This window comes from Streptomyces shenzhenensis (assembly GCF_021462265.1).
In the GTDB taxonomy this organism is placed as follows: domain Bacteria; phylum Actinomycetota; class Actinomycetes; order Streptomycetales; family Streptomycetaceae; genus Streptomyces; species Streptomyces shenzhenensis.
In genome coordinates this window covers 468,927-489,753 of sequence record NZ_JAJONF010000001.1, presented here as the reverse complement: position 1 = coordinate 489,753, position 20,827 = coordinate 468,927, and the positions used below count along the sequence as shown (strand labels likewise).

Here is a 20,827-nt window from a genome sequence, read left to right as displayed (position 1 = left end):
CAGGAGAGCGGCCCCCGGGCCTCCCGGGGGCCGCCGTCCCGCTGCCCGGTCAGCGCACGCCGACCGCCGCGAGCGCCTTGCGCTGGGCCGGGGCAGGGCAGGCCGGGAAGTACAGGTAGCAGACACCACCGCTGCCGGAGACGACCTTGCCGCTCGCGTTGTACCGCTTGGTCCGCAGCCAGATGTTCTCGAACTCCCGCCGCAGGTAGACCCGCCGGACCGCGTCGTCGTCGGCCGAGGCCGGGTCGTTGGCGATCACATCGCCGTCCGCGGTGAAGCCGATCACGGCCATCAGGTGCCCGGAGGTGCCGTAACCGGCCCCGGTCAGCTCGCTCGCCAGGAACGACTGTGACGTGATGACCGGAATACCGGCCGCGATCAGGGTCTCCAGATCGGTGAGCGAGGCCAGTCGCGTGATCACGCCCTGGAGGTTCCGGTACGTCGACGCGTAGGCGGCGTTGAACGGCCAGTTGCCGCACCCTGCGTATTGGTAGTCGTAGGTGTAGCGGGCCGCGTAGCAGACCTGCGGGTCGGTGTAGGACGGGTCGACCCAGGCCAGCTGCGCGGCGGTGAGCCGGCCGCCCCAGTACTCGACGACCATCTGCGAGGAGGTGGGGCTGCACCATGCCTCGCCGCCGTTGTCGTACTCGGGGTACTGCCCCTTGTGGATCTCCTGGGAGTAGCGCGGGACCTTGAGTTCCTGGGCCAGGCCCGGGGTGGAGGCGGGGACGGTGAAGCGGTCCGGGATGTCGGAGCCCATGGCGCCGAGCCGCCAGACGGTCGGGGTGAGCCTGGTGCCCGGCCTGCGGTACAGGGTCAGGCGCAGCTGGTAGGAGGTGAGGCGCAGGCCCGTGGTGGCGTCGTCGATGGCGAAGGTGTCGGTCCAGATGGTGCTCTTGCCGTCGGTCTGGCCGTCCACCGAGGTCCGCTTGATGTCCTGGTCGCCGGCGGCCCAGCGGCCCATCACGTACCACGGGGTGTCGGTGCCGTCGGAGTAGGTGCCGTGCAACTCGACCTGGATCCAGGTGCCGGCCGGGGTGTCCGCGTTCCAGGAGGCGACGGTCTCGGTGGCGGGGACGGCGAGCCGGTGCACCGGGCCGGTCCAGGTGGCGTACTCCCAGTCGGCGGTGGTACCGGTGTGGGGGTCGGTGTAGGAGGTGGTGCCGGCCGGGGTGCCGATCACCACGCCGGGCCGGTCTCCGGCGACGGCCCTGGCGCCCTTGGCGGTGCCGCTCCGCCAGTCGCTGCAGGTCGTCCAGGAACGGTAGTCGATCGGCCGGGTTCCGTCCCGGCCGTGGCCGGTACGGCCGTTCCCGGCCCGGCGGGTCTCGGTTCGGGCGGTCTCGTCGGTGTCGGTCTCCGGGGCGGCGACCGCCGGCACCGCGGGGACCACGTTCTGGGCCACGGCCGCGGCCGCGACGGAGGCGGCGGCTGCCAGAAGGGTTCGGCGGGACGGCTGTTCGGCTCTGCTCATGGGTGGAGGACCCCCAGGTGTGCGCGTCACGGCTGATCCGGAGCAAGGGCTGCCGCCAACTATGGAGCAGGCGCCATGCCCCTGCCAGCACTTCCGCCCATGCCGCGCCCACCAATATTGGTCTCGTCCGCCGAAAGGGACCCCGGCGCGGTCGCCTGGGTCCCTTTTGGACGGCTCGGACCGGATCCGTCCGGGCCGGCTCAGATCAGATCCATCGCGGCGACCTCGTCGGGACGGCCGTAGCTGACGGGGCCCTGGAAGCGACGGCGGGCGGTGGCGAACCACCAGACCGTGGCCACGACCAGGACGACGGCCAGGGCGATCGGCGCGTAGTTGAAGGAGTCGACGGTGATCGGCGAGGCCTGCGGGAGCATGAACAGGACACTGCTGAGCAGGATCCAGGTCACCGCCAGCCAGCCGACCGGCCTGCTCCAGCGTCCCAGGTTCCAGGGACCCGGCTGGAAGCCGTCGCCCAGGCGCAGCCGCAGGAACACCGGGACGGCGTAGGCGAGGAACAGGCCGACGACGTTGACGCTGACGATCGCGGTGAACGCGGTGTGCGACCACCAGCCGGGCACCACCAGGGCGAGCGAGCAGGCCACCGCGAGCCAGACGGCCTTGACGGGCGTCCGGGTGCGGGGCGAGACCGAGTGCCACAGGCGGGAGCCGGGCATGGCGCCGTCCCGGGAGAAGGCGAAGATCTGCCGGGTGTTGCTGGTGAGGTTGGCGAGTCCGCAGAAGAGCATGGCGCCGATGACGACGAGCAGCATCGCCTTGGCCCAGCCCATGCCGAGGCCGTCGATGAGGATCTGGACGGGCGGCGCGGAGGAGCTCGCCACCTTGGCGTAGTCGCCGATGCTGTACACCAGCGCGAGCATCAGGATCAGGCCGGTGACCGCCGAATAGCCGATGGAACGGATGATCCCCCTGGGGGCGTTGACGGTCGCCTGGACGGTTTCCTCGGACATGTGGAAGCTGCCGTCGAAGCCGGTGAAGGTCCAGCTGGTGACCAGGAGCCCGAGCAGGCCGCCGTAAAGGCCGTTGGTGAAACCGGTGTTGTTCACGAAATGCGTCACGAAGGACGCCGACTGATGATGGCCGGGCATCACGATCAGTGTGCTCACGATCACTACGAGTCCGATGAGCAGCCACCAGACGGAAATCCGGTTCAGGAGGGCGACGAGCTGGACGGTGTAGGTGTTGGCGAGCCCCTGGACCACGATGATCAGGGCCGTGATCAGGACCGTCTGGTGGGCGGTCGGGGTGTACGAGGGCCACTGCAGGGCGATGAAGGCCTGGATGAAGGTGGCCGCCGCGTATCCGGTGGCGGCCGTGCCGCCGATCTGGCCCACGAAGTTCAGCCAGCCCGTGTACCAGGACCAGGCACCCTTGTGCCGTTTGGCGAGTTTACCGGCGGAGAAATACAGGGCGCCGCTCGTGGGATAGGCGGAGGCGACTTCCGCCATGGCCGCGCCGATGCACAGCACCATCACGCAGACGCCGATCCAGCCGAACACGAGAATGCGGGGTCCGCCCGCGTTCATACCGAATCCGAACGAGGAGAAAATCCCGGACAGGATATTGATGATGGTGAAGGAGATGGCGAAATTGTCGAACGCCTGGAATCGGCGGGTGAGTTTCCGCGGATAACCCATCGCGTGCAGGGTCGCGTCGTCGTCGAGCGTGACGGGGTCCGCTGTGCGTTCTGACACGTGCCGGCCTTTCGCTAGGACTCTGGGACTCTAGGAGGGGATGGGCAGGCCGCAGGCGCGGCGGGCCCGGGAGAGCTGGTCGGCCGGTTCGCCGAAGACGCTCCAGGGCATGCGTGTGGCGTACGGCCCCATGGCCGTGAAGGTCGCCCGGGCCTCGAACGCGCACTGGGCCATGACCAGCGCGTGTGCGAGGTAGGCCAGGTCGAGCACCGGGGTGAAGCGGTATCCGGCCACCGTGGGCAGCCAGTCGCGGTAGGCCGACAACGCGGTGCTCCGCCACTGGGGCTGTTCCCAGACCCGCTCGGCGAGCAGCTGGGTGGGGTTGTGGCTCTCCACCAGCGCGACCAGCGGCAGCAGCCGCAGCGCGGAGCCGGCGGGGGCCCGCTGGGCGAGGAAGGCGGCGACGTCCCAGGCCCCGTTGACCGAACCGCCGTACCGGGTGAAGAAGAAGGCCAGGAAGCGGTGGTGGGCCTCGCGGTGCCAGGGGTCGAGGGTGAGGGCGTGCGCGAACAGCCGCCAGGGTCCGGGCGGGGAGGTCAGCAGGCCGTCGGGGGCGGGGTCGTGCGGGCGGTGCAGCCGGGCCATGGCCAGCTTGGCGGCCCAGGGCGTGGGGTCGGCGGGGTTCATGGCACTGGCCCGGTCGCAGGCGGCGAGGGCGATCCGCTCCAGCGCCTCGGCCCGCTCGTCATGGGCGTCGGCGGCCCGGATCGCCCGCTGCACGGCCACCCGGGCCCACATCAGCGCCGACTCGGGGCCCGGCTCCTCGGCCAGCCACCGCTCCACCAGATCGGTGCCGGCCGCCTCGGAGGCGAGGACCAGGGAGCGGTGGGCGCGCAGGGCGAAGTCGGCACGGGTCTCGGCCAGTGCCTCACGGGCACTCAGATATCTTCCGGCGCGCACGTCCACACATACGCTCGCGAGCAAGCGGTCATCGGCCGCCGGATGCCATATGTACTGCCCCTCGAATAAGTCCGCGGCCATCTTCCCCTGTCCGTCCCCGTTCGACGCGTGCACGCTCGAGACACCCTACTCAGGACCGGGCGGACGGGAAACGCACGAGATCGACATATCGGTCAGCCGGTCGGACATATCAATGGAGCCCCGGAGAACGGCTCGAAATTAGTTCAAGCGAAGACCTTTCCGGGGCCGCGAACGCCCGCTATGCGCCGCACTACTAGAATGTTTCCGGAAAACGCCCCACACCTCAGCACACCTCGGGAACCGTCATTCACCAGCTCGCCTCCGCACTCCGGGCCCTGCCGCCCTCCTGCGGCCCGGTCCGCCTCGTCGGCGTCGACGGGCATGCCGGGTCCGGGAAGACCACGTTCGCCGGGCAGTTGGCCGTCGCCCTGGGCGAAGCGCCGGTGCTGCACCTCGACGACATCGCCAGCCACCAGGAACTGTTCGCCTGGACCGGCCGGCTCCTGACCCAGGTGATCGAGCCGCTGGGCCGGGGCGGACCGGCGCACTATTCCCCCTACGACTGGCGCACCCGCCGCTTCGGCCCGCCCCGCCCGCTGCCGCCGGCCCCGGTGATCCTCGTCGAGGGCGTCGGCGCCGGCCGCCGGGCCCTGCGCCCCTTTCTGGCACGGCTGCTGTGGATGGAGCTGCCGCCCGAGGAGTCCTGGACGCGCGGCAGGGCCCGGGACGGCGCGGCACAACGGGACTTCTGGGCCGAGTGGGTCAGGGCGGAACACCGGCACTTCGGCGAGGACCCCTCACGGCCCTACGCCGATCTTCTGGTGACACAGTCACAGAAGGGATACGAGGTACTGCCGGGGCCCGCCGAGACGGTTGGACCAGACCAGACCGTCACCCACCGTGACGGACCGTCCGCTGTGTGCTGAAGTCGTGAAGAACGCGACTTCAAGAAGTTGCCCGAGTCCCTCAACTCTGCTTGACCCGGGGGCCGTACAGGACTTACGTTTTCAAGAAGCGGACGCTCGAAGCCGCTCCAGAGACGCGAAGCCCCCGGTTGTTCCCCCGTGATCGGGGGCTTCGTCCTGCCCTTTATCCCTTTTGCGTGCGCCGCACGCGTCCTGCCGCTCACCCTCGGTCACCGACGCGTGTGCGCCTTTCCCGCGTCCACCTCGCCAAACGGCCTGTGCGCCACCCTTCGGCGGGCGGTGGAACCGCAGGTACGATGCCCTCGGTGCGACCTTCGAACGGCTGCTTCGCGCACCTGCAACTCCGGTCCGCGGCACAGCGGTTCGACCAACGGCGGCCATCGGGGGGAGCCCGGGGGCCAACCACGGGGGCACGGTTTGTGGGGGACGTGATGGATTTCGGCACGCAGGGCCCCGAGGCCCCGGCCGACCTCGCCTGGCTGCGAGGCGTGGACGCCTACACCATGGGGGCCTATCCGCAGGCGGAGGAGGAGTTCCGCACCGCGGTGCGGAACGATCCCGGGATGGCCGACGCCTGGCTCGGGCTGCACGCGCTGCGCGTCGACACGACGACCGCGCTGCTCAGGATGTTCCGGCACCGGGACCGCTTCGGCGAGCAGCGGGGCCGGCATCGGCGCACCCTCAACTCCTGGTACTGGCTGGGCTGGTGGGTGCAGCCGGTCCTTGAGAGCCCGCGCGATCTGCTGCTCGCCCATGCCTCCCACTGGCTGGACGGCCGGCACGTCCCGGAACTCGACCGGGCCCTCGCCGGGCTCCCGCCCGTGGACGCCGACGCCCAGGTGCGCTTCCTGCACGCCTGCCGGGCCTACCTGGTCAAGGACTGGGAGCAACTGGTACGGCACACCGACCCGCTCCTCGACGACCCCATGCTCGGCATCGAGGCGGGCCTGTTCGGCGGCATGGCCCGGGTCCGCCTCGAAATGTACGGGCAGGCCGAACCCCACCTGTCCGCCGCGCTGATGCGCTGCCGCAGCGAGCAGCCGCAGCGCAAGGAGCTGCGCTACTGGCTGGCCCGAGCGCACGAGGGCACCGGCCGCAGCGCCGCCGCGCTCCCCCTCTACCGGGCCGTGCACCGCGTCGACCCCGCCTTCATGGACACCTCCGCACGGCTGGCCGCGATAGCCGAGGGCGACGGGTACGACGACGAGGCGGCCGGCTTCGCGGCGATCACCCTCACCGGTGCCGGACAGGACGTCGTGGACGGGCCGGACATGCTCGACCCGCTCTTCGGTACCGAGGGGCGCGATCTGCGGCTCGGGGAGCCGGAACCGCCGGCCGGGGCGATGCCGTCGGTGATCGATCCGGCGGTGCGCGAGAAGGCTGTGCCGTCGCCCCCGCTGCCGACCGGACCGACCGACCCCGCGTTACTTGAGGAGGCGCTCGCCGAACTGGAGCGCATGGTCGGCCTTGAGCCCGTGAAGCGGCAGGTCAAGGCGCTGTCCGCGCAGTTGAACATGGCGCGGTTGCGGGCCGGGCAGGGGCTTCCGGTGCAGCCGCCGAAACGCCATTTCGTCTTCTCCGGACCGTCCGGGACCGGGAAGACCACCGTCGCCCGGATCCTCGGACGGGTCTTCTACGCGCTGGGGCTGCTGGGCGGGGACCACCTCGTGGAAGCGCAGCGCGCCGATCTGGTCGGCGAGTACCTGGGCCAGACCGCGGTGAAGGCGAACGAACTGATCGACTCCGCGATCGGCGGGGTGCTCTTCGTCGACGAGGCCTACTCCCTCTCCAACTCCGGCTACGGCAAGGGGGACGCCTACGGCGACGAGGCGCTGCAGGTGCTGCTGAAACGGGCCGAGGACAACCGCGACCACCTGGTGGTGATCCTGGCCGGCTACCCGGAGGGCATGGACCGCCTGCTGGCCGCCAACCCGGGGCTCTCCTCGCGCTTCACGACCCGCGTGGACTTTCCCTCCTACCGCCCGCTCGAACTGACCTCGATCGGCGAGGTGCTGGCCGCCGAGAACGGGGACGCGTGGGACGAGGAGGCGCTGGAGGAGCTGCGGTCGATCGCCGGGCACGTGGTCGACCAGGGCTGGATCGACGAGCTGGGCAACGGCCGCTTCCTGCGGACGCTGTACGAGAAGAGCTGTGCGTACCGGGATCTGCGGTTGTCCGCGTACCCCGGGGTGCTGACGCGGGACGATCTGGCGACCTTGCGGCTGCCGGATCTGATGCAGGCGTACGGGGAGGTGCTGTCGGGCAGGGGGCCGCAGGATCCGGCGGCCGGGATGTAGGTGCGGGAGGGGTGGGGCCGGGGTGGGACGCTTACCGGCGCCGGCAGGGTGCCTCCCCCAGCCTTCGGCCGGGGGACCCCCAGCGCCCACCCGGGCCGCCCTGCGGCACGCCTGCCCGCAGCTATGTAGCTGACGCGACTGCAGCGCCCCGCAAGGGGCGCGGGGCTGTATCGATGTGCGGCTCCGCCGCGTGGGCGCGGCCAGCCCCCACGCGCCCGCGGCCGGACTACCACCTCACCCGGCCATGGCCTCCTCCGGCTCCCCGCTCACCCTCGGCTCGGGAGCCCGCGGCGGTGTCGGCCGCTCCCGGTGTGCCGGGTCCGTGACCTCGCCCACCAGCAGCTCCAGGACGTCCTCCAGCGCCGCCAGGCCGAGCACCCTGCCGTTCGCGTCGGCCACCTGGGCCAGGTGGGTCGCCGCCCGGCGCATCACCGTCAGCGCGTCGTCGAGCGGCAGCTCCGCTCGCAGTGTCGTCATCGGCCGCCACATCTGCTGCGGTACCGCGCGGTCCGAGTCCTCCAGGTCGAGGACGTCCTTCACGTGCACATAGCCCATGAAGGCACCGGACTCCACGGCCACCGGGAAGCGGGAGTAGCCGGTGCGTGCGGTCAGTTCGACGATCTGCCCCGGGGTGACCGACGGCGGGACCGTGATCAGGGACTCGCGTCGCAGGAGCACGTCCGTCACCGGGCGGGAGCCCAGTTCCAGCGCGTCCTCCAGGCGCTCCTGCTCCTCGGGGCCGAGGAGACCGGCCTGGCCGGAGTCCTCCAGGAGCCGGTTGAGCTGCTCGCTGGTGACGACGGCCTCGACCTCGTCCTTCGGTTCGACCCGGAACAGCTTCAGGATGCCCTGGGCGCAGGCGCCGAGGGCGACGGTGATCGGCCGGCAGACGCGGGCGAACGCCACCAGGCCGGGGCTCAGCCACAGCGCCGCCTTCTCCGGCGCCGCCATCGCCAGGTTCTTCGGCACCATCTCGCCGATGACCAGGTGGAAGAAGACCACCGCGGCCAGTGCAATGACATAACCCAGCGGGTGAATCATGCCGTCGGGCAGGTGAACGGCCTCGAACAGCGGCTCCAGCAGGTGGGCCACCGTCGGTTCGGCCACCGCGCCCAGCGTCAGCGAGCAGACGGTGATGCCGAACTGGGCCGCGGCCATCATCTGCGGGAGGCGTTCCAGGCCGTAGAGGACCTGGCGGGCCCGGGCCGTGCCCAGGGGTTCGATCTGGCTGCGGCGGACGGAGACGAGCGCGAACTCGGCACCCACGAAGAAGCCGTTGGCCAGGACCAGCAGCGCGGCGAAGACCAGTTGGAGGACGCTCATCGGGCGGCCTCCGCGACGGCGGGGGCGGTGCGGACCAGGCGGACCCGTTCCGCGCGGTAGTGGCCGACCCGGCGCACCGACAGCCGCCAGCCGGGCAGTTCCGCGCGGTCGCCGGGCGCCGGGATACGGCCGAGGAGATCGGCGACCAGGCCCGCGACCGTCTCGTACGGCCCTTCCGGCACGTCCAGGCCTATCCGCTGGAGGATGTCGACGCGGACGCTGCCGTCGACGTCCCAGGCGGGCCTGCCGTCCTGGGAGGGGGCGGCGGCGAGTTCCGGGGCGTCCGGGCTGTCGTGCTCGTCACGGACCTCGCCGACGAGTTCCTCCACGATGTCCTCCAGGGTGACCACGCCCGCCGTACCGCCGTACTCGTCCACGACGACCGCGATGGGCTGCTCGGAGCGGAGCCGGGCGAGGAGGGGCTGGACCGGTAGTGTCTCGGGGACGAGCAGGGCCTGCCGGGCGATCCGGCCGACCGGGGTGTGCAGGCGTTCGTGCACGGGAACCGCCAGCGCGTCCTTGAGGTGGGCCATGCCGACGATCTCGTCGATCTTCTCCCGGTAGACCGGGAACCGGGACAGGCCGGTGGCCCGGGTGAGGTTGACGACGTCCTCGGCGGTCGCCGTGTCCTGGAGCGCGCTGACCTTCACCCGGGGGGTCATGACGTGCTGGGCGGTCAGCTCGCCCAGCGACAGGGTGCGGACGAACAGGTCGGCCGTGTCCTGTTCCAGCGCGCCGGCCTGGGCGGAGTGCCGGGCCAGGGAGACCAGTTCGCCGGGGGTGCGGGCGGAGGCCAGCTCATCGGCGGGTTCGACGCCGAGGGCGCGGACGAGCCGGTTGGCGACCGTGTTCAGCGCGGCGATCACCGGGCGCAGCAGGCGGGAGAAGCGGGCCTGCGGGCCGGCGACGAAGCGCGCGACCTGAAGGGGCTTGGAGACCGCCCAGTTCTTGGGTACGAGTTCGCCGATCACCATCTGGATCGCCGAGGCGAGCAGCATGCCGACCACGACGGCGATACCGGAGATGGCGCCGTCGGGCAGGCCGGTCGCGGTGAGCGGACCGTGCAGCAGCGCGGCCAGCGCCGGCTCGGCGAGCATGCCGACGACGAGGGAGGTGATGGTGATGCCGAGCTGGGTGCCGGAGAGCTGGAAGGACAGCTCCTTCAGCGACTCCACGACCGTACGGGCGCGGTGGTCGCCGTCGGCGGCGGCCTTCTCTGCCTCGGGCCGCTCCACGGTCACCAGACCGAACTCGGCGGCCACGAAGAAGCCGTTGGCGAGGATGAGCAGGAACGCGGCTGCCAGGAGCAGCAGGGGGGTGGTCATGATGCCGCCGCCTCCGACCCTTCGCGGACTGCGGAAAAGCGGTCCGCGGTATGTCGGGAGGGGGCGGCGCAGGTACTACAGGACGATCCGTCCATCGCCGGAGAGGGTCACTCCTCGGGTAGCAGGAACCCCTGTGCGCCGGGCGCGCGACGGGGGCGGAGGCGGGACGTGAAAAGCCTCCGCCAACAGATTAATCAAGACAGGGGCCGGTGCGGCAGGGGCGACGGCCCCCGGACGACCCCGAAGTTGCGTGATTTCAGCCCCGATGCTGATCGGGGTCGTGGACCGCGTGGGCCTCGACGAGGGCGCGCAGGGCCTTGGCGTCGGCGATGGCGCGCTGTTTGGCGATGCCCGGCTGGATACCGAGGGCGGGCAGACTGGTGCCGTCGCTGAGGTCGAGGAACACCCACGGGTCACCCGGGCGGAGGTTCACCCGGAGGATCTCCGCCCACTCCAGGCGCCGCTTGCCGGCGATGTTGACGACGGTGACCCCGGACTCGTCGGCGACCACCTTCACCCGGGCCAGCTGGGCCAGCACCCAGAAGATCAGCGCGCCGGTGACGACGAAGCTGAGCTTCTCCCCCGGGCCGAGCTGCTCCAGGAGCAGAGCGACCCCGGATATGGTGACGAAGATCGCGACACCCGCGGTGAGCAGGATCACGCGGGTGTGGCCCGGCCGGAAGGTGACGGGCAGCGAAGGAAGCTCGGACATCTCGCGCGGGGCCCTCAGAGGCGGCAGGCGTGGATGGCCGTGGTCAGGATCGCGCGGGCGCCGATGTCGTACAGGTCGTCCATGATCCGCTGCGCGTCCTTGGTGGGGACCATGGCGCGCACGGCGACCCAGCCCTCGTTGTGCAGCGGGGAGACGGTCGGCGACTCCAGACCCGGGGTGAGGGCGACGGCCTTCTCCAGCTGCTCGACCCGGCAGTCGTAGTCCATCATCACGTAGGTCCGGGCGACCAGGACACCCTGGAGGCGGCGCAGGAACTGCTGGACCTTGGGCTCCTCGGCGTCGGCGCCGGTGCGGCGGACGACGATCGCCTCGGACTTCATGATCGGCTCGCCGAAGACCTCCAGACCGGCGTTGCGCAGGCTGGTGCCGGTCTCCACGACGTCGGCGATGACCTCGGCGACACCCAGCTCGATCGCGGTTTCCACGGCGCCGTCGAGGTGGACGACGGAGGCGTCGACGCCGTTGTCGGCGAGGTGCCCAGCGACGATTCCCTCGTAGGAGGTGGCGACCGTCTTGCCCTTGAGGTCCGCCAGGCCGTTGGCCTCGCCGGGCCTGGCGGCGAAGCGGAAGGTGGAGCGGGCGAAGCCGAGCGGCAGGATCTCCTCGGCGTCGGCGCCCGAGTCGACGAGCAGGTCACGCCCGGTGACGCCGATGTCGAGGCGGCCGGAGGAGACGTAGATCGCGATGTCGCGGGGGCGGAGGTAGAAGAACTCGACGTCGTTGACCGGGTCGACGATGCGCAGTTCCTTGGACTCCCGGCGCTGCCGGTAGCCGGCCTCATGCAGCATGTCCGCCGCAGGGCCTGAGAGGGAACCCTTGTTGGGGACGGCGATGCGCAGCATGAGGTCGGCTTCCTTCGCTTCGAAAGAGGGGCTGAAAAGGGTACGGAAGAGGGGTGTCCGAAAGAGGTTCTTACAGGTGGGCGTAGACGTCGTCCAGCGAGATGCCGCGGGCGACCATCATCACCTGGACGTGGTAGAGCAGCTGCGAGATCTCCTCGGCGGCCGCTTCCTTGCCCTCGTGCTCCGCGGCCATCCAGACCTCGGCGGCCTCCTCGACGACCTTCTTGCCGATGGCATGGACACCCTTGCCGACCAGCTCGGCGGTGCGGGAGGTGGCGGGGTCGCCGTGGGCGGCCTTGTGCTGGAGCTCGGTGAAGAGCTCCTCGAAAGTCTTCTTGGACATGGTGAGCGCCAGACTACGCCAAACGCCGCCTCGCTCAGTGCCAGGGTTCGGATACTGAGCGGAGGGTGGCCGCGGTCGCCACCGCCGCCGTCACCGCCTCGTGGCCCTTGTCCTCGTGGGAGCCTTCGAGGCCCGCCCGGTCCAGGGCCTGCTCCTCGTCGTCGCAGGTGAGCACGCCGAAGCCGACCGGGACGCCGGTCTCCACGGAGACCTGGGTGAGGCCCTGGGTGACGCCCTGGCACACGTACTCGAAATGCGGGGTGCCGCCGCGGATGACGACGCCGAGGGCCACGATCGCGTCGTAGCGCCCGGCGAGGGCCTTGGCGGCGACCGGGAGCTCCCAGCTGCCGGGGACCCGGAGCAGGGTCGGCTCGTCGATGCCCAGGTCGCGCAGGGCGCGCAGGGCGCCGTCCACCAGGCCGTCCATCACCTTCTCGTGCCACTGCGCCGCGATGACGGCCACCCGCAGGTCGCTGACATTGCGTACGGACAGTTCAGGTGCACCCTTGCCGCTCACGTCTCTCCTCAGTGCTGTTTCTCTGCCGGTGGCCGCGGGGCCGCCGTTGCCGGTGGCCGGGGGCGGCCACAGTTACTGGTTTACACAGGTGGCCACGGCCGGGGTGTCCAGCCAGGGCAGGTCATGACCCATCCGGTCCCGCTTGGTGCGCAGGTAGCGGAGGTTGTGCTCGCCCGCCTGCACGGGCATCGGCTCGCGTCCGCTGATCTTGAGGCCGTGGCTGAGCAGCGCGTCGCTCTTGTCGGGGTTGTTGGTCATCAGCCGGACGCTGTGCACCCCGAGGTCGGCCAGGATCTGGGCGCCGGCGCCGTAGTCACGGGCGTCGGCCGGCAGGCCGAGTTCGAGGTTGGCGTCGAGGGTGTCGCGGCCGCGCTCCTGGAGTTCGTACGCGCGCAGCTTGGACAGCAGCCCGATGCCCCGCCCCTCGTGTCCGCGCAGGTAGACGACGATGCCCCGGCCCTCGTCCTGGATGCGCTGCAGGGCCTCGTCGAGCTGGGGGCCGCAGTCGCAGCGGGCGGAGCCGAAGACGTCCCCGGTGAGGCACTCGGAGTGGACCCGGACCAGGACGTCCTCGCCGTCGCCGATCTCGCCGTGGACCAGGGCGACGTGCTCGACGCCGTCGGTGGTGGAGCGGTAGCCGTACGCCGTGAAGGCGCCGTGCCTGGTGGGCAGGCTGACCTCGGCCTCGCGGCGGACGGTCGGCTCGGCGGCCCGGCGGTAGGTGATCAGGTCCGCGATGGAGATGATCGTCAGGCCGTGCCGGCGGGCGAACGGGATCAGCTCCGGGAGGCGGAGCATCCGGCCGTCCTCACCGGCGATCTCCACGATGGCACCGGCCGGGCGCAGGCCCGCGAGCCGGGCCAGGTCGACGGCGGCCTCGGTGTGGCCGGGGCGGACCAGGACGCCGCCGGGCCGGGCGCGCAGCGGGAAGACGTGGCCGGGGCGGACCAGGTCCGTCGGCTCCGCCCGACCGCTCGCCAGCAGCCGGAGCGTGGTGGCGCGGTCGGCGGCCGAGATACCGGTGGTGACGCCGTGCGCGGCGGAGGCGTCCACGGAGATCGTGAACGCGGTCTTCATGGACTCGGTGTTGGCACCGACCATCTGCGGCAGTTCGAGGCGGTCCAGTTCCTCGCCCTCCATGGGGGCGCAGATCAGGCCGCGGCACTCGCTCATCATGAACGCGACGATGTCGGGGGTGATCTTCTCGGCGGCGACGACGAGGTCGCCCTCGTTCTCACGGTCCTCGTCGTCGACGACCACGATCGGACGGCCGGCCGCGATGTCGGCGATGGCCTGCTCGACCGGGTCGAGGGTGAGACCGTCGATGCCGTTGGTGCTGTCGGTGCTGTCGGTGCTGTCGGTGCTGTCGGTGCTGTAAAGGACAGGGGGGACAGGAGGCACGGCGCGAAGCGCCTCGTCCGGGGTGGTGGCCGGCGACGGGAGGGCGGTCATGCTGGTGCTCCTTCCAGAGCGGGCCGCGAGCCCTGGCGGGAGCGCAGCCACCAGTCGCGCATGCCCCACAGGACGAGCGCGCCGTAGAGGACGTAGACGAAGCCGGAGAAGGCGTAGCCGTTGGCGAAGTTGAGGGGGACGCCGACGACGTCGACCAGGAGCCAGGCGATCCAGAACTCGACCATGCCGCGGGCCTGGGCGTACATCGCGACGACGGTGCCGACGAAGATGTAGGCGTCCGGCCAGGGGTCCCAGGACAGCGACGGGTAGGCCTTGAAGAGCAGGGCGACGGCGACCGTGCCGACGGCCGCGGCGGCGACCATCGCGCCGCGCTCCCGCCAGGTGGCGAACCGCGGGACGATGTGACCGTCCCCGCCGTCCTCGGCGCGGCCCTTGTCGCGGTTCCACTGCCACCAGCCGTACAGGGCGACCGTCATGACGACGACCTGCTTGCCGGCGCTGCCGGCGAGGTGCCCGTAGAAGGCGATGAACAGGACCAGGCCGGAGAGGAACTGCACCGGCCAGGTGAGCAGCGAGCGGCGCCAGCCGAGGGCTAGGGTGACCAGGCCGAGGATGTTGCCGATCATGTCCGACCAGATGATGTGCTGGCCGAGGACGGTGAAAGCCTGGGAGTTCAGCCAGTTCACCGGTTCGCTCCCTGCGTGTTCGCGAGCAGGCGCTCCACGTACTTGGCGACGACGTCGACCTCCAGATTGACCGGGTCGCCGGGCTGCTTGTGGCCGAGGGTGGTGAGGCCGAGGGTGGTGGGGATGAGGCTGACGGTGAAGTAGTCGGGGCCCGCCTCGACGACGGTGAGGCTGATGCCGTCGACGGTGATGGAGCCCTTCTCGACGACATAGCGGGCGAGGTCGGCCGGGAGAGAGACCCTGACGATCTCCCAGTTCTCGGAGGGCGTGCGCGCCAGCACCTGTCCGGTGCCGTCGACGTGGCCCTGCACGATGTGGCCGCCGAGGCGGGAGCCGACCGCGGTGGGCCGTTCGAGGTTGACCCGGGAGCCGACATCCAGGGCGCCGAGAGAGGAGCGCTTGAGGGTCTCCGCCATGACGTCGGCGGTGAACTCGTGGCCCTCGTGCTCCACCACGGTCAGACAGACGCCGTTCACGGCGATGGAGTCGCCGTGCTGTGCGCCCTCGGTCACCACGGGGCCACGGAGCCGGAAACGGGAGGCGTCGCCGAGGTTCTCGACGGCGGTGACCTCACCCAGCTCTTCGACGATTCCGGTGAACACTTCCCGGGTCCTCCTGCCTCAACGGGGCACGGACTCCGGGGCCTGTCGACGAACGACAGAAGGACGCACGATCATGCCGAGGGCGACGCCGAGAGGTTCCCGCCCGCGAAGGACAAGACCACATACGGCGGCGCGCACACCTGCATGCTCGCCCGCCGCGCACTGCCTCCCATCCGGACTTTAACCGTCGGTCCAGGAATTCCACCTGGTCAACCGGCCGCTGGAAGCGGACGGGTCGCGGACTGTAACCGCCGGTTCGGAGTTTCACCGACCCCGGAGTGCGCTGCTTCTGGTACAGGGCCAGTGTGCCACGCCCGGTCGTGGTCCATGCGGGGGGAGTGTGTGGGGTGCCTCACAGCTCGTGCAGCTGGACTTCCCAGCCGGTCCGCAATGTGCCCAACCGGTGCCCGGACCAGGACTCTTGACTCCGATTCACATCCATTGACCGCGCTGGTCTAGTCCTTTTATGGTTCGGACGGACCCGGTGACGGTGACGACGGCCCTTGCCCGTCGCCGGGCCCACCCACCCGGGCGGGCCGCCCCGGCCCGCGGCGCGGGTCAGCGCTCCGGTGCCGCGAACAGTTCGTCCTGGGCGCGCTCCCGCGCGGTCAGCAGGGCACCGCGCAGCACGGCGGCGCCGCCCAGCGTGCTCGCCCGCACCTCGGTGGCCAGCGGCGACATACGGCGGAGCCGCGCCTCGACCCGCGCGGCGAGGGCGGCGCCCCCGGCAGAGCCGATCTCACCGCCGAGAACCACACAGCCCGGGTCGAGGACGGCGACGACAGCGGCCACACCGACGGCGACGCGGTCGGCGAGGGCGTCCAGGAAGCGGGGGGCGCCTTCCGCGCCGGATGCCGGGTCGGGCCGTCGTCCGACTGCGGGCCGGCCGGATGCGGGCCGGTCGACTACGGGCCGGTCGACTGCGGGACCGCCGTGAGTCGCGGCGCCCCAGCGGAGGAGCCGCGGATCGCCGCCGCCCCCGTCCCGTCGGGGCGCGACCGGGTCGCCGCCCGCTGTCAGGCGCGCCGCCTCCTCGACCAGGCGGTGGGCGGACAGGCCTCCCGGTTCTGCGCCGTGCTCCCGCGCCAGTGCCACGATCGCCGCCGCCCCCACCAGTGAGTGGTAGCCCCCGGAGCAGTCGGTCGCCGACGGCAGTGCGGCCGTGCCCGGCACCGGCAGGAAGCCGATCTCGCCCGTGCCGCCGGAGGCGCCCCGGCGCAGGCCGCCGTCCAGGACGACGGCGGCGCCGCAGCTGTCCCCCAGCCAGAGCAGGACGAAGGTGTCGCGGTCCCGGGCGACACCCTCCCGCTGCTCGGCGAGAGCGGCCAGGTTGGTCTCGTTCTCGACGCTGACCCGGGCCTGCGGGAACCGCTGCTGGAGGGCGGCGACGAGCCGGCGGTGCCAGGCGGGCAGGCCGGCCGAGTCGCGGAGCTCACCGGTGGCCGGGTCGACGAGTCCGGGCGCCCCGATGCCCACGGTGTGCAGTCGCTCCCCGTCCCCGGGCACCCCCGCCTCCTTCACCGCCCGCTCCACCAGCCCCGTCGCCTGCTCGACCGCCGCCGCCTCCCCCGCCTCCGGGGCGACCGGCACCGACCCGTCGGCCAGCACCCGCCCCACCAGGTCGGAGACCAGCACCGAGACACTCTCGGTGCGCACGTCGAGGGCGGCCAGGTACGCGCGGTCGGCGACGATGCCGTACAGCCGGGCGTTCGGCCCCCGGCGCTGCTCGCCCGACTCGCCGACCACCGTGATCAGGCCCGACGCGGTGAGCCGTTCGACGAGGTCGGCGACGGTGGGCCGGGACAACCCGGTCAGCTGCTTCAACTGTGCTGCCGTCAGCGGGCCTTCCGCCTGGAGCAGGGTCAGCGCGAGCCGGTCGTTGATGGCCCGGGCGGTGCTCGGTGATGCGGGCATGGCGGGCATCCTCCCAGATCCGTATGGCCCAGGACGGCCATATGCTCCCTATCTATCAGGCAGGGTCCCTGATAGTTTACGCCGGGCAGCGGGGCGGCACCCGGCCGGGGAGGGCAGGACGATGAAAGACATGGGTCACGTGCAGCACGAGGTGAAACGCGCGCGGTACGCCGTCGCGGCCGTGTTCACCGTGCACGGTGCCGTCACCGGCTCGTTCGCCACCCGGGTGCCGTGGATCCAGGACCACGCCTCGCTCGGCGCCGGCCAGTTGGGGTTCGCGCTCGCGTTCACGGCGTTCGGCGCCTCGTGCGCGATGCCGCTGGCCGGCAGGATCAGCCACCGCTTCGGCAGCCGTACGGCGCTGCGCGGCCTGATCGCGATGTGGACGCTGTCGCTGATCCTGCCGTCGCTGGCCACCAACCTGTATCTGCTGTGCCTGGCGATGTTCGTGTACGGCGCGAGCGCGGGCATGGCGGACGTCGTGATGAACGCGCTCGGGGTGGAGATCGAGCGGCGGCTCGACAGGTCGATCATGTCCGGGCTGCACGGCATGTGGAGCGCGGGCACCCTGATCGGCTCGGCCGCGGGCACCCTCGCCGCGCACCTGGGCACCGACGCGCGCGTGCACTTCGCCCTGGCCGCGGCCGTGCTCACCGTGCTCGGCGTACTGACGGCCGGCTTCGTCCTGGACGTCCGGGCCGGCGAGGACGAGGAGCCGCCGCCACGGTTCGCGCTGCCGCCCAGGTCGGCGCTGCTGATCGGCACGGTGGGCTTCTGCGCGGTGTTCGCTGAGGGGGCGAGTCTGGACTGGTCGGCGGTGTTCCTGCGGGACCGGATGGACAGCTCGGCGGGGCTCGCGGCGGCCACCACCACCGGGTTCATGCTGGCCATGGCGGTGGCCCGGATCAGCGGGGACGCGGTGGTGAACCGTTTCGGTGCGGTCCGTACCGTGCGGGCCGGAGGCGTGCTCGCCGCGTTCGGCGGGCTGCTGGTGGTGTTGGCCGGGCAGCCCGCGGTGGCGATGACCGGGTTCGCGTTGATGGGCCTCGGCATCGCGGTCGTCGTACCGCTGTGCTTCGCGGCGGCCGGGCACGCCGGGCCGAACCCGAGTCAGGCGATCGCCGGCGTGGCGACGATCACCTACACCTCAGGCCTGATCGCGCCCAGCCTGATCGGCGGCGTCGCCCAGGCGACCAGCCTGGTGGTGTCGTTCTGCCTGGTCACGGCGCTGGCCCTGGGGCTGGTGGCGTTCGCGGGCGTGCTGCGCGCCGGGGCCCGGGGCTCGCGCGCGCAGGTCAGCCCCGAGGCCGCAGCAGTTCCCGGCCAACGGCCCTGAACGACTCGCTCCACGGGGCGGGGCGCAGGGTGGCCGCGTCCAGCCGGACGAGCACCCGGGTGCCCTGTGCGTAGGTGGTGGCCCCGTCGGGCGAGCACAGGCGGAAGCCGTAGGTCAGGCCGGTGGTGCCGAGCCGTTCCAGCCAGAGGTGGACGGCGTAGGTGCCCGGCCTGGTGACCGGCGCCTCGTAGCTGATCAGCAACTCCTTGACCACGTTGCAGGCGTCCCCGGCGGCGGCCCAGTCGCCGTCGAAGCGGATGCCGTGCCCCTGCCAGAGCTCCGTCCAGGCCCGCTCGACCAGCAGCGGGTAGCGGGCGTTGTGCAGCATCCCGAGCGCGTCGAGGTCGTCGAAGTGGACGCTGACCGGCAGCAGGCGGCCGTAGGAGAGGGCGGGGGCGGGCAGGGCTTCGGCGGTCACGGGTGGGGCTCCTGAGCTTGGGACGAAGCGGCGGGGACACTCCATCCTAAGCGGACGCTCAGCAGCCTCGGTCAGGAAGGGGACCTGGTCAGGCCGCTGTCGGGTCCAGCTGCTCGGCCGCGGGCCGCAGCACCCGGAGGCCACCGCCGGGCGGCGCCTCCAGCCGCCGTACCGCCTGCCGGGCCGCTTGCCGTCGGCGTCGGCCGCCGCGTGTCCGAAGTCACTCGCCGCACAGCGGTGGAACTCCGGCTCCGGGCAGGGCCGGGCGGCCGCCCCGGTCGCGGCCGGCGGCAGGTGGCCGAAGGCCCCGAAGGGGCTCTGGCCGTCCGGCCCCCGGCAGGCAGCGTCGGCACGGGCCCTCAAGTCGCGCCGCGCGCCCCGCAGTCGCGAGCCGCCGGCGCGCGGTCGGGCCCTGGTGCGCCGGAGCCGGACGCCGCCGAGGACGGCGGTGCCAGGGACCTTCTCAAGAGCCTGCGCCGGGGCCTTGGCCCTGGCATGGGCGGCAGCACCAGGACCGCTCCCAAGCCCACCAGAACCACCACCCGACATCAGATACGTGAACGCGGTCCATGAACAGGACCATGTGAGCGGAGAACCACGAGACAGCCGTGACAATGGTCCGGACCGTCTTCACGTACGAGGAAAGTGAAACCCCCATGGATCTCGGCGTCCGCTGGAAACTGCACGGCGACGGGCGCACGCCCGCGCCCGGAGCGGTGGTACGCCCCGACGAACGGCTCTCCTGGCCGCGCACGATCGGGCTCGGCGCCCAGCATGTGGTCGCCATGTTCGGCGCCTCGTTCGTCGCCCCGGTTTTGATGGGCCTGAATCCCAACCTCGCGATCATGATGTCCGGCGTCGCGACGGTGATCTTCCTGCTGGCGACGCGCGGCCGGGTCCCCAGCTACCTGGGGTGCTCGCTGTCCTTCGTCGGAGTGGCCGCCGTCATCCGCGCGCAGGGCGGCACCAGCGCCACCGTGACCGGCGCGATCCTGGTGGTCGGCGCCGTGCTGTTCCTGATCGGGCTGGCCGTCCAGCGCTTCGGCGCCCGGATCATCCACGCCGCGATGCCGCCGATCGTCACCGGCGCGGTGGTGATGCTGATCGGTTTCAACCTCGCGCCGGTCACCGCCTCCACCTACTGGCCGCAGGACCAGTGGACGGCCCTGCTGGTGATGACGTTCACCGGTCTGGCCCTCGTCGGTCTGCGTGGGTTCTGGTCCCGCATCGCGATCTTCCTGGGCCTCGTCTTCGGATACGTCCTCTCCTGGGCCCTGGACCGTGTCTTCGGCAAGATCCACTCCATGAGCCCGAGCGGCAAGGTCACCGACCACTGGCGCCTGGACCTCTCCGGCGTCGGCAAGGCCGACTGGATCGGGCTGCCGTCCTTCCACGGCCCGTCCTTCCAGTGGTCGGCGATCCTGGTCGCCCTGCCGGTGGTCATCGCCCTGGTCGCCGAGAACACCGGGCACGTCAAGGCGGTCGGCGAGATGACCGGTGACCCGCTGGACGACAAGCTGGGCACGGCGATCTCGGCCGACGGCGTCGCCTCGATGCTCTCCACCGCCGTGGGCGGCCCGCCCAACACCACCTACTCCGAGAACATCGGCGTGATGGCCGCGACCCGCGTCTACTCCACCGCCGCCTACTGGGCCGCCGCCGGCTTCGCGCTGCTCTTCGGCGTCTGTCCCAAGTTCGGCGCGGTCGTCGCCGCGATCCCGGGCGGGGTCCTCGGCGGCATCACGGTGATCCTCTACGGCATGATCGGCCTGCTCGGCGCCCAGATCTGGCTGCACGCCGAGGTCGATCTGCGCAATCCCCTGAACCTGGTCCCGGCGGCCGCCGGCATCATCATCGGCGTCGGCAACGTCAGCATGCAGTTCACCGACACCTTCTCCCTCAGCGGCATCGCCCTCGGCACGCTGGTGGTCATCATCGGCTACCACACCCTGCGTGCCATGGCCCCGGCCCACCTCAAGGGCCGGGAACCGCTCCTCGACGAGGGCACCAGCTCCTACGACGACACCCGGCCGTAGGCAGGCACC

The 20,827-nt window shown here is 71.5% G+C and carries 18 protein-coding genes and 1 riboswitch; of the genes, 4 read left to right on the top strand and 14 right to left on the bottom strand.

Annotated features, from left to right (window positions below):
* Nucleotides 1-49: 49 nt before the first annotated feature.
* From LQ326_RS02310 to LQ326_RS02300, 3 genes are all read right to left on the bottom strand, one after another.
* Nucleotides 50-1,474, bottom strand: a complete 1,425-nt coding sequence (locus LQ326_RS02310) for a C39 family peptidase (RefSeq protein ID WP_234531812.1) — start codon at nucleotides 1,472-1,474, stop codon at nucleotides 50-52.
* 200 nt (nucleotides 1,475-1,674) lie between these two features.
* On the bottom strand, nucleotides 1,675-3,129 hold the full coding sequence (locus LQ326_RS02305; RefSeq protein WP_234531927.1) for an amino acid permease: 1,455 nt from the start codon (nucleotides 3,127-3,129) through the stop codon (nucleotides 1,675-1,677).
* An 87-nt stretch (nucleotides 3,130-3,216) separates the two neighbouring features.
* Nucleotides 3,217-4,167, bottom strand: a complete 951-nt coding sequence (locus LQ326_RS02300) for a hypothetical protein (protein WP_234531926.1) — start codon at nucleotides 4,165-4,167, stop codon at nucleotides 3,217-3,219.
* Nucleotides 4,168-4,412: 245 nt separating this feature from the next.
* Between LQ326_RS02300 and LQ326_RS02295 the strand changes: the two genes are divergently transcribed.
* Both LQ326_RS02295 and LQ326_RS02290 read left to right on the top strand, forming a co-directional pair.
* Nucleotides 4,413-5,033, top strand: a complete 621-nt coding sequence (locus tag LQ326_RS02295) for a uridine kinase family protein (protein ID WP_234531924.1) — start codon at nucleotides 4,413-4,415, stop codon at nucleotides 5,031-5,033.
* 431 nt (nucleotides 5,034-5,464) lie between these two features.
* On the top strand, nucleotides 5,465-7,330 hold the full coding sequence (locus LQ326_RS02290) for an AAA family ATPase (RefSeq protein ID WP_234531809.1): 1,866 nt from the start codon (nucleotides 5,465-5,467) through the stop codon (nucleotides 7,328-7,330).
* A gap of 234 nt (nucleotides 7,331-7,564) precedes the next feature.
* Here the strand turns inward: LQ326_RS02290 and LQ326_RS02285 are convergent, their stop codons facing one another.
* From LQ326_RS02285 to LQ326_RS02240, 10 genes are all read right to left on the bottom strand, one after another.
* On the bottom strand, nucleotides 7,565-8,653 hold the full coding sequence (locus LQ326_RS02285) for a hemolysin family protein (RefSeq protein ID WP_234531807.1): 1,089 nt from the start codon (nucleotides 8,651-8,653) through the stop codon (nucleotides 7,565-7,567).
* Complete coding sequence (locus LQ326_RS02280) at nucleotides 8,650-9,978, bottom strand: hemolysin family protein (protein ID WP_234531805.1); 1,329 nt, start codon at nucleotides 9,976-9,978, stop codon at nucleotides 8,650-8,652. Before LQ326_RS02280 ends, LQ326_RS02285 begins: the two co-directional genes overlap by 4 nt.
* A gap of 256 nt (nucleotides 9,979-10,234) precedes the next feature.
* On the bottom strand, nucleotides 10,235-10,690 hold the full coding sequence (locus LQ326_RS02275) for a PH domain-containing protein (RefSeq protein ID WP_234531802.1): 456 nt from the start codon (nucleotides 10,688-10,690) through the stop codon (nucleotides 10,235-10,237).
* A 14-nt stretch (nucleotides 10,691-10,704) separates the two neighbouring features.
* Entirely contained in the window at nucleotides 10,705-11,553 is an 849-nt protein-coding gene (gene hisG / locus LQ326_RS02270; protein WP_234531800.1) for an ATP phosphoribosyltransferase, read from the bottom strand.
* Nucleotides 11,554-11,623: 70 nt separating this feature from the next.
* Nucleotides 11,624-11,896: a phosphoribosyl-ATP diphosphatase gene (locus LQ326_RS02265; RefSeq protein ID WP_016434182.1), complete on the bottom strand. Its 273-nt coding sequence runs from the start codon at nucleotides 11,894-11,896 to the stop codon at nucleotides 11,624-11,626.
* A gap of 34 nt (nucleotides 11,897-11,930) precedes the next feature.
* On the bottom strand, nucleotides 11,931-12,413 hold the full coding sequence (gene ribH / locus LQ326_RS02260) for a 6,7-dimethyl-8-ribityllumazine synthase (RefSeq protein WP_234531798.1): 483 nt from the start codon (nucleotides 12,411-12,413) through the stop codon (nucleotides 11,931-11,933).
* A gap of 72 nt (nucleotides 12,414-12,485) precedes the next feature.
* The gene (locus LQ326_RS02255; RefSeq protein WP_234531796.1) at nucleotides 12,486-13,865 is read right to left on the bottom strand and encodes a bifunctional 3,4-dihydroxy-2-butanone-4-phosphate synthase/GTP cyclohydrolase II; all 1,380 of its coding nucleotides are present in this window, start codon (nucleotides 13,863-13,865) and stop codon (nucleotides 12,486-12,488) included.
* The gene (pnuC, locus tag LQ326_RS02250; protein ID WP_234531794.1) at nucleotides 13,862-14,512 is read right to left on the bottom strand and encodes a nicotinamide riboside transporter PnuC; all 651 of its coding nucleotides are present in this window, start codon (nucleotides 14,510-14,512) and stop codon (nucleotides 13,862-13,864) included. The genes LQ326_RS02255 and pnuC overlap by 4 nt, the downstream gene beginning before the upstream one ends.
* Nucleotides 14,509-15,114, bottom strand: a complete 606-nt coding sequence (locus LQ326_RS02245; RefSeq protein WP_234531793.1) for a riboflavin synthase — start codon at nucleotides 15,112-15,114, stop codon at nucleotides 14,509-14,511. The genes pnuC and LQ326_RS02245 overlap by 4 nt, the downstream gene beginning before the upstream one ends.
* A 155-nt stretch (nucleotides 15,115-15,269) precedes the next feature.
* Nucleotides 15,270-15,400, bottom strand: a riboswitch (FMN riboswitch).
* Nucleotides 15,401-15,672: 272 nt separating this feature from the next.
* A complete protein-coding gene (locus LQ326_RS02240; protein WP_234531792.1) occupies nucleotides 15,673-17,028 on the bottom strand; it encodes an ROK family transcriptional regulator in 1,356 nt (451 codons plus the stop codon).
* Nucleotides 17,029-17,158: 130 nt separating this feature from the next.
* Between LQ326_RS02240 and LQ326_RS02235 the strand changes: the two genes are divergently transcribed.
* Nucleotides 17,159-18,364: an MFS transporter gene (locus LQ326_RS02235; protein WP_372496702.1), complete on the top strand. Its 1,206-nt coding sequence runs from the start codon at nucleotides 17,159-17,161 to the stop codon at nucleotides 18,362-18,364.
* On the opposite strand, the gene LQ326_RS02230 is transcribed toward LQ326_RS02235, so the two are convergent.
* Entirely contained in the window at nucleotides 18,324-18,782 is a 459-nt protein-coding gene (locus LQ326_RS02230; RefSeq protein WP_234531790.1) for an acyl-CoA thioesterase, read from the bottom strand. The two genes, LQ326_RS02235 and LQ326_RS02230, sit on opposite strands and share 41 nt — an antisense overlap.
* A 656-nt stretch (nucleotides 18,783-19,438) precedes the next feature.
* Between LQ326_RS02230 and LQ326_RS02220 the strand changes: the two genes are divergently transcribed.
* A complete protein-coding gene (locus LQ326_RS02220) occupies nucleotides 19,439-20,818 on the top strand; it encodes a uracil-xanthine permease family protein (RefSeq protein WP_234531789.1) in 1,380 nt (459 codons plus the stop codon).
* Nucleotides 20,819-20,827: the final 9 nt, after the last annotated feature.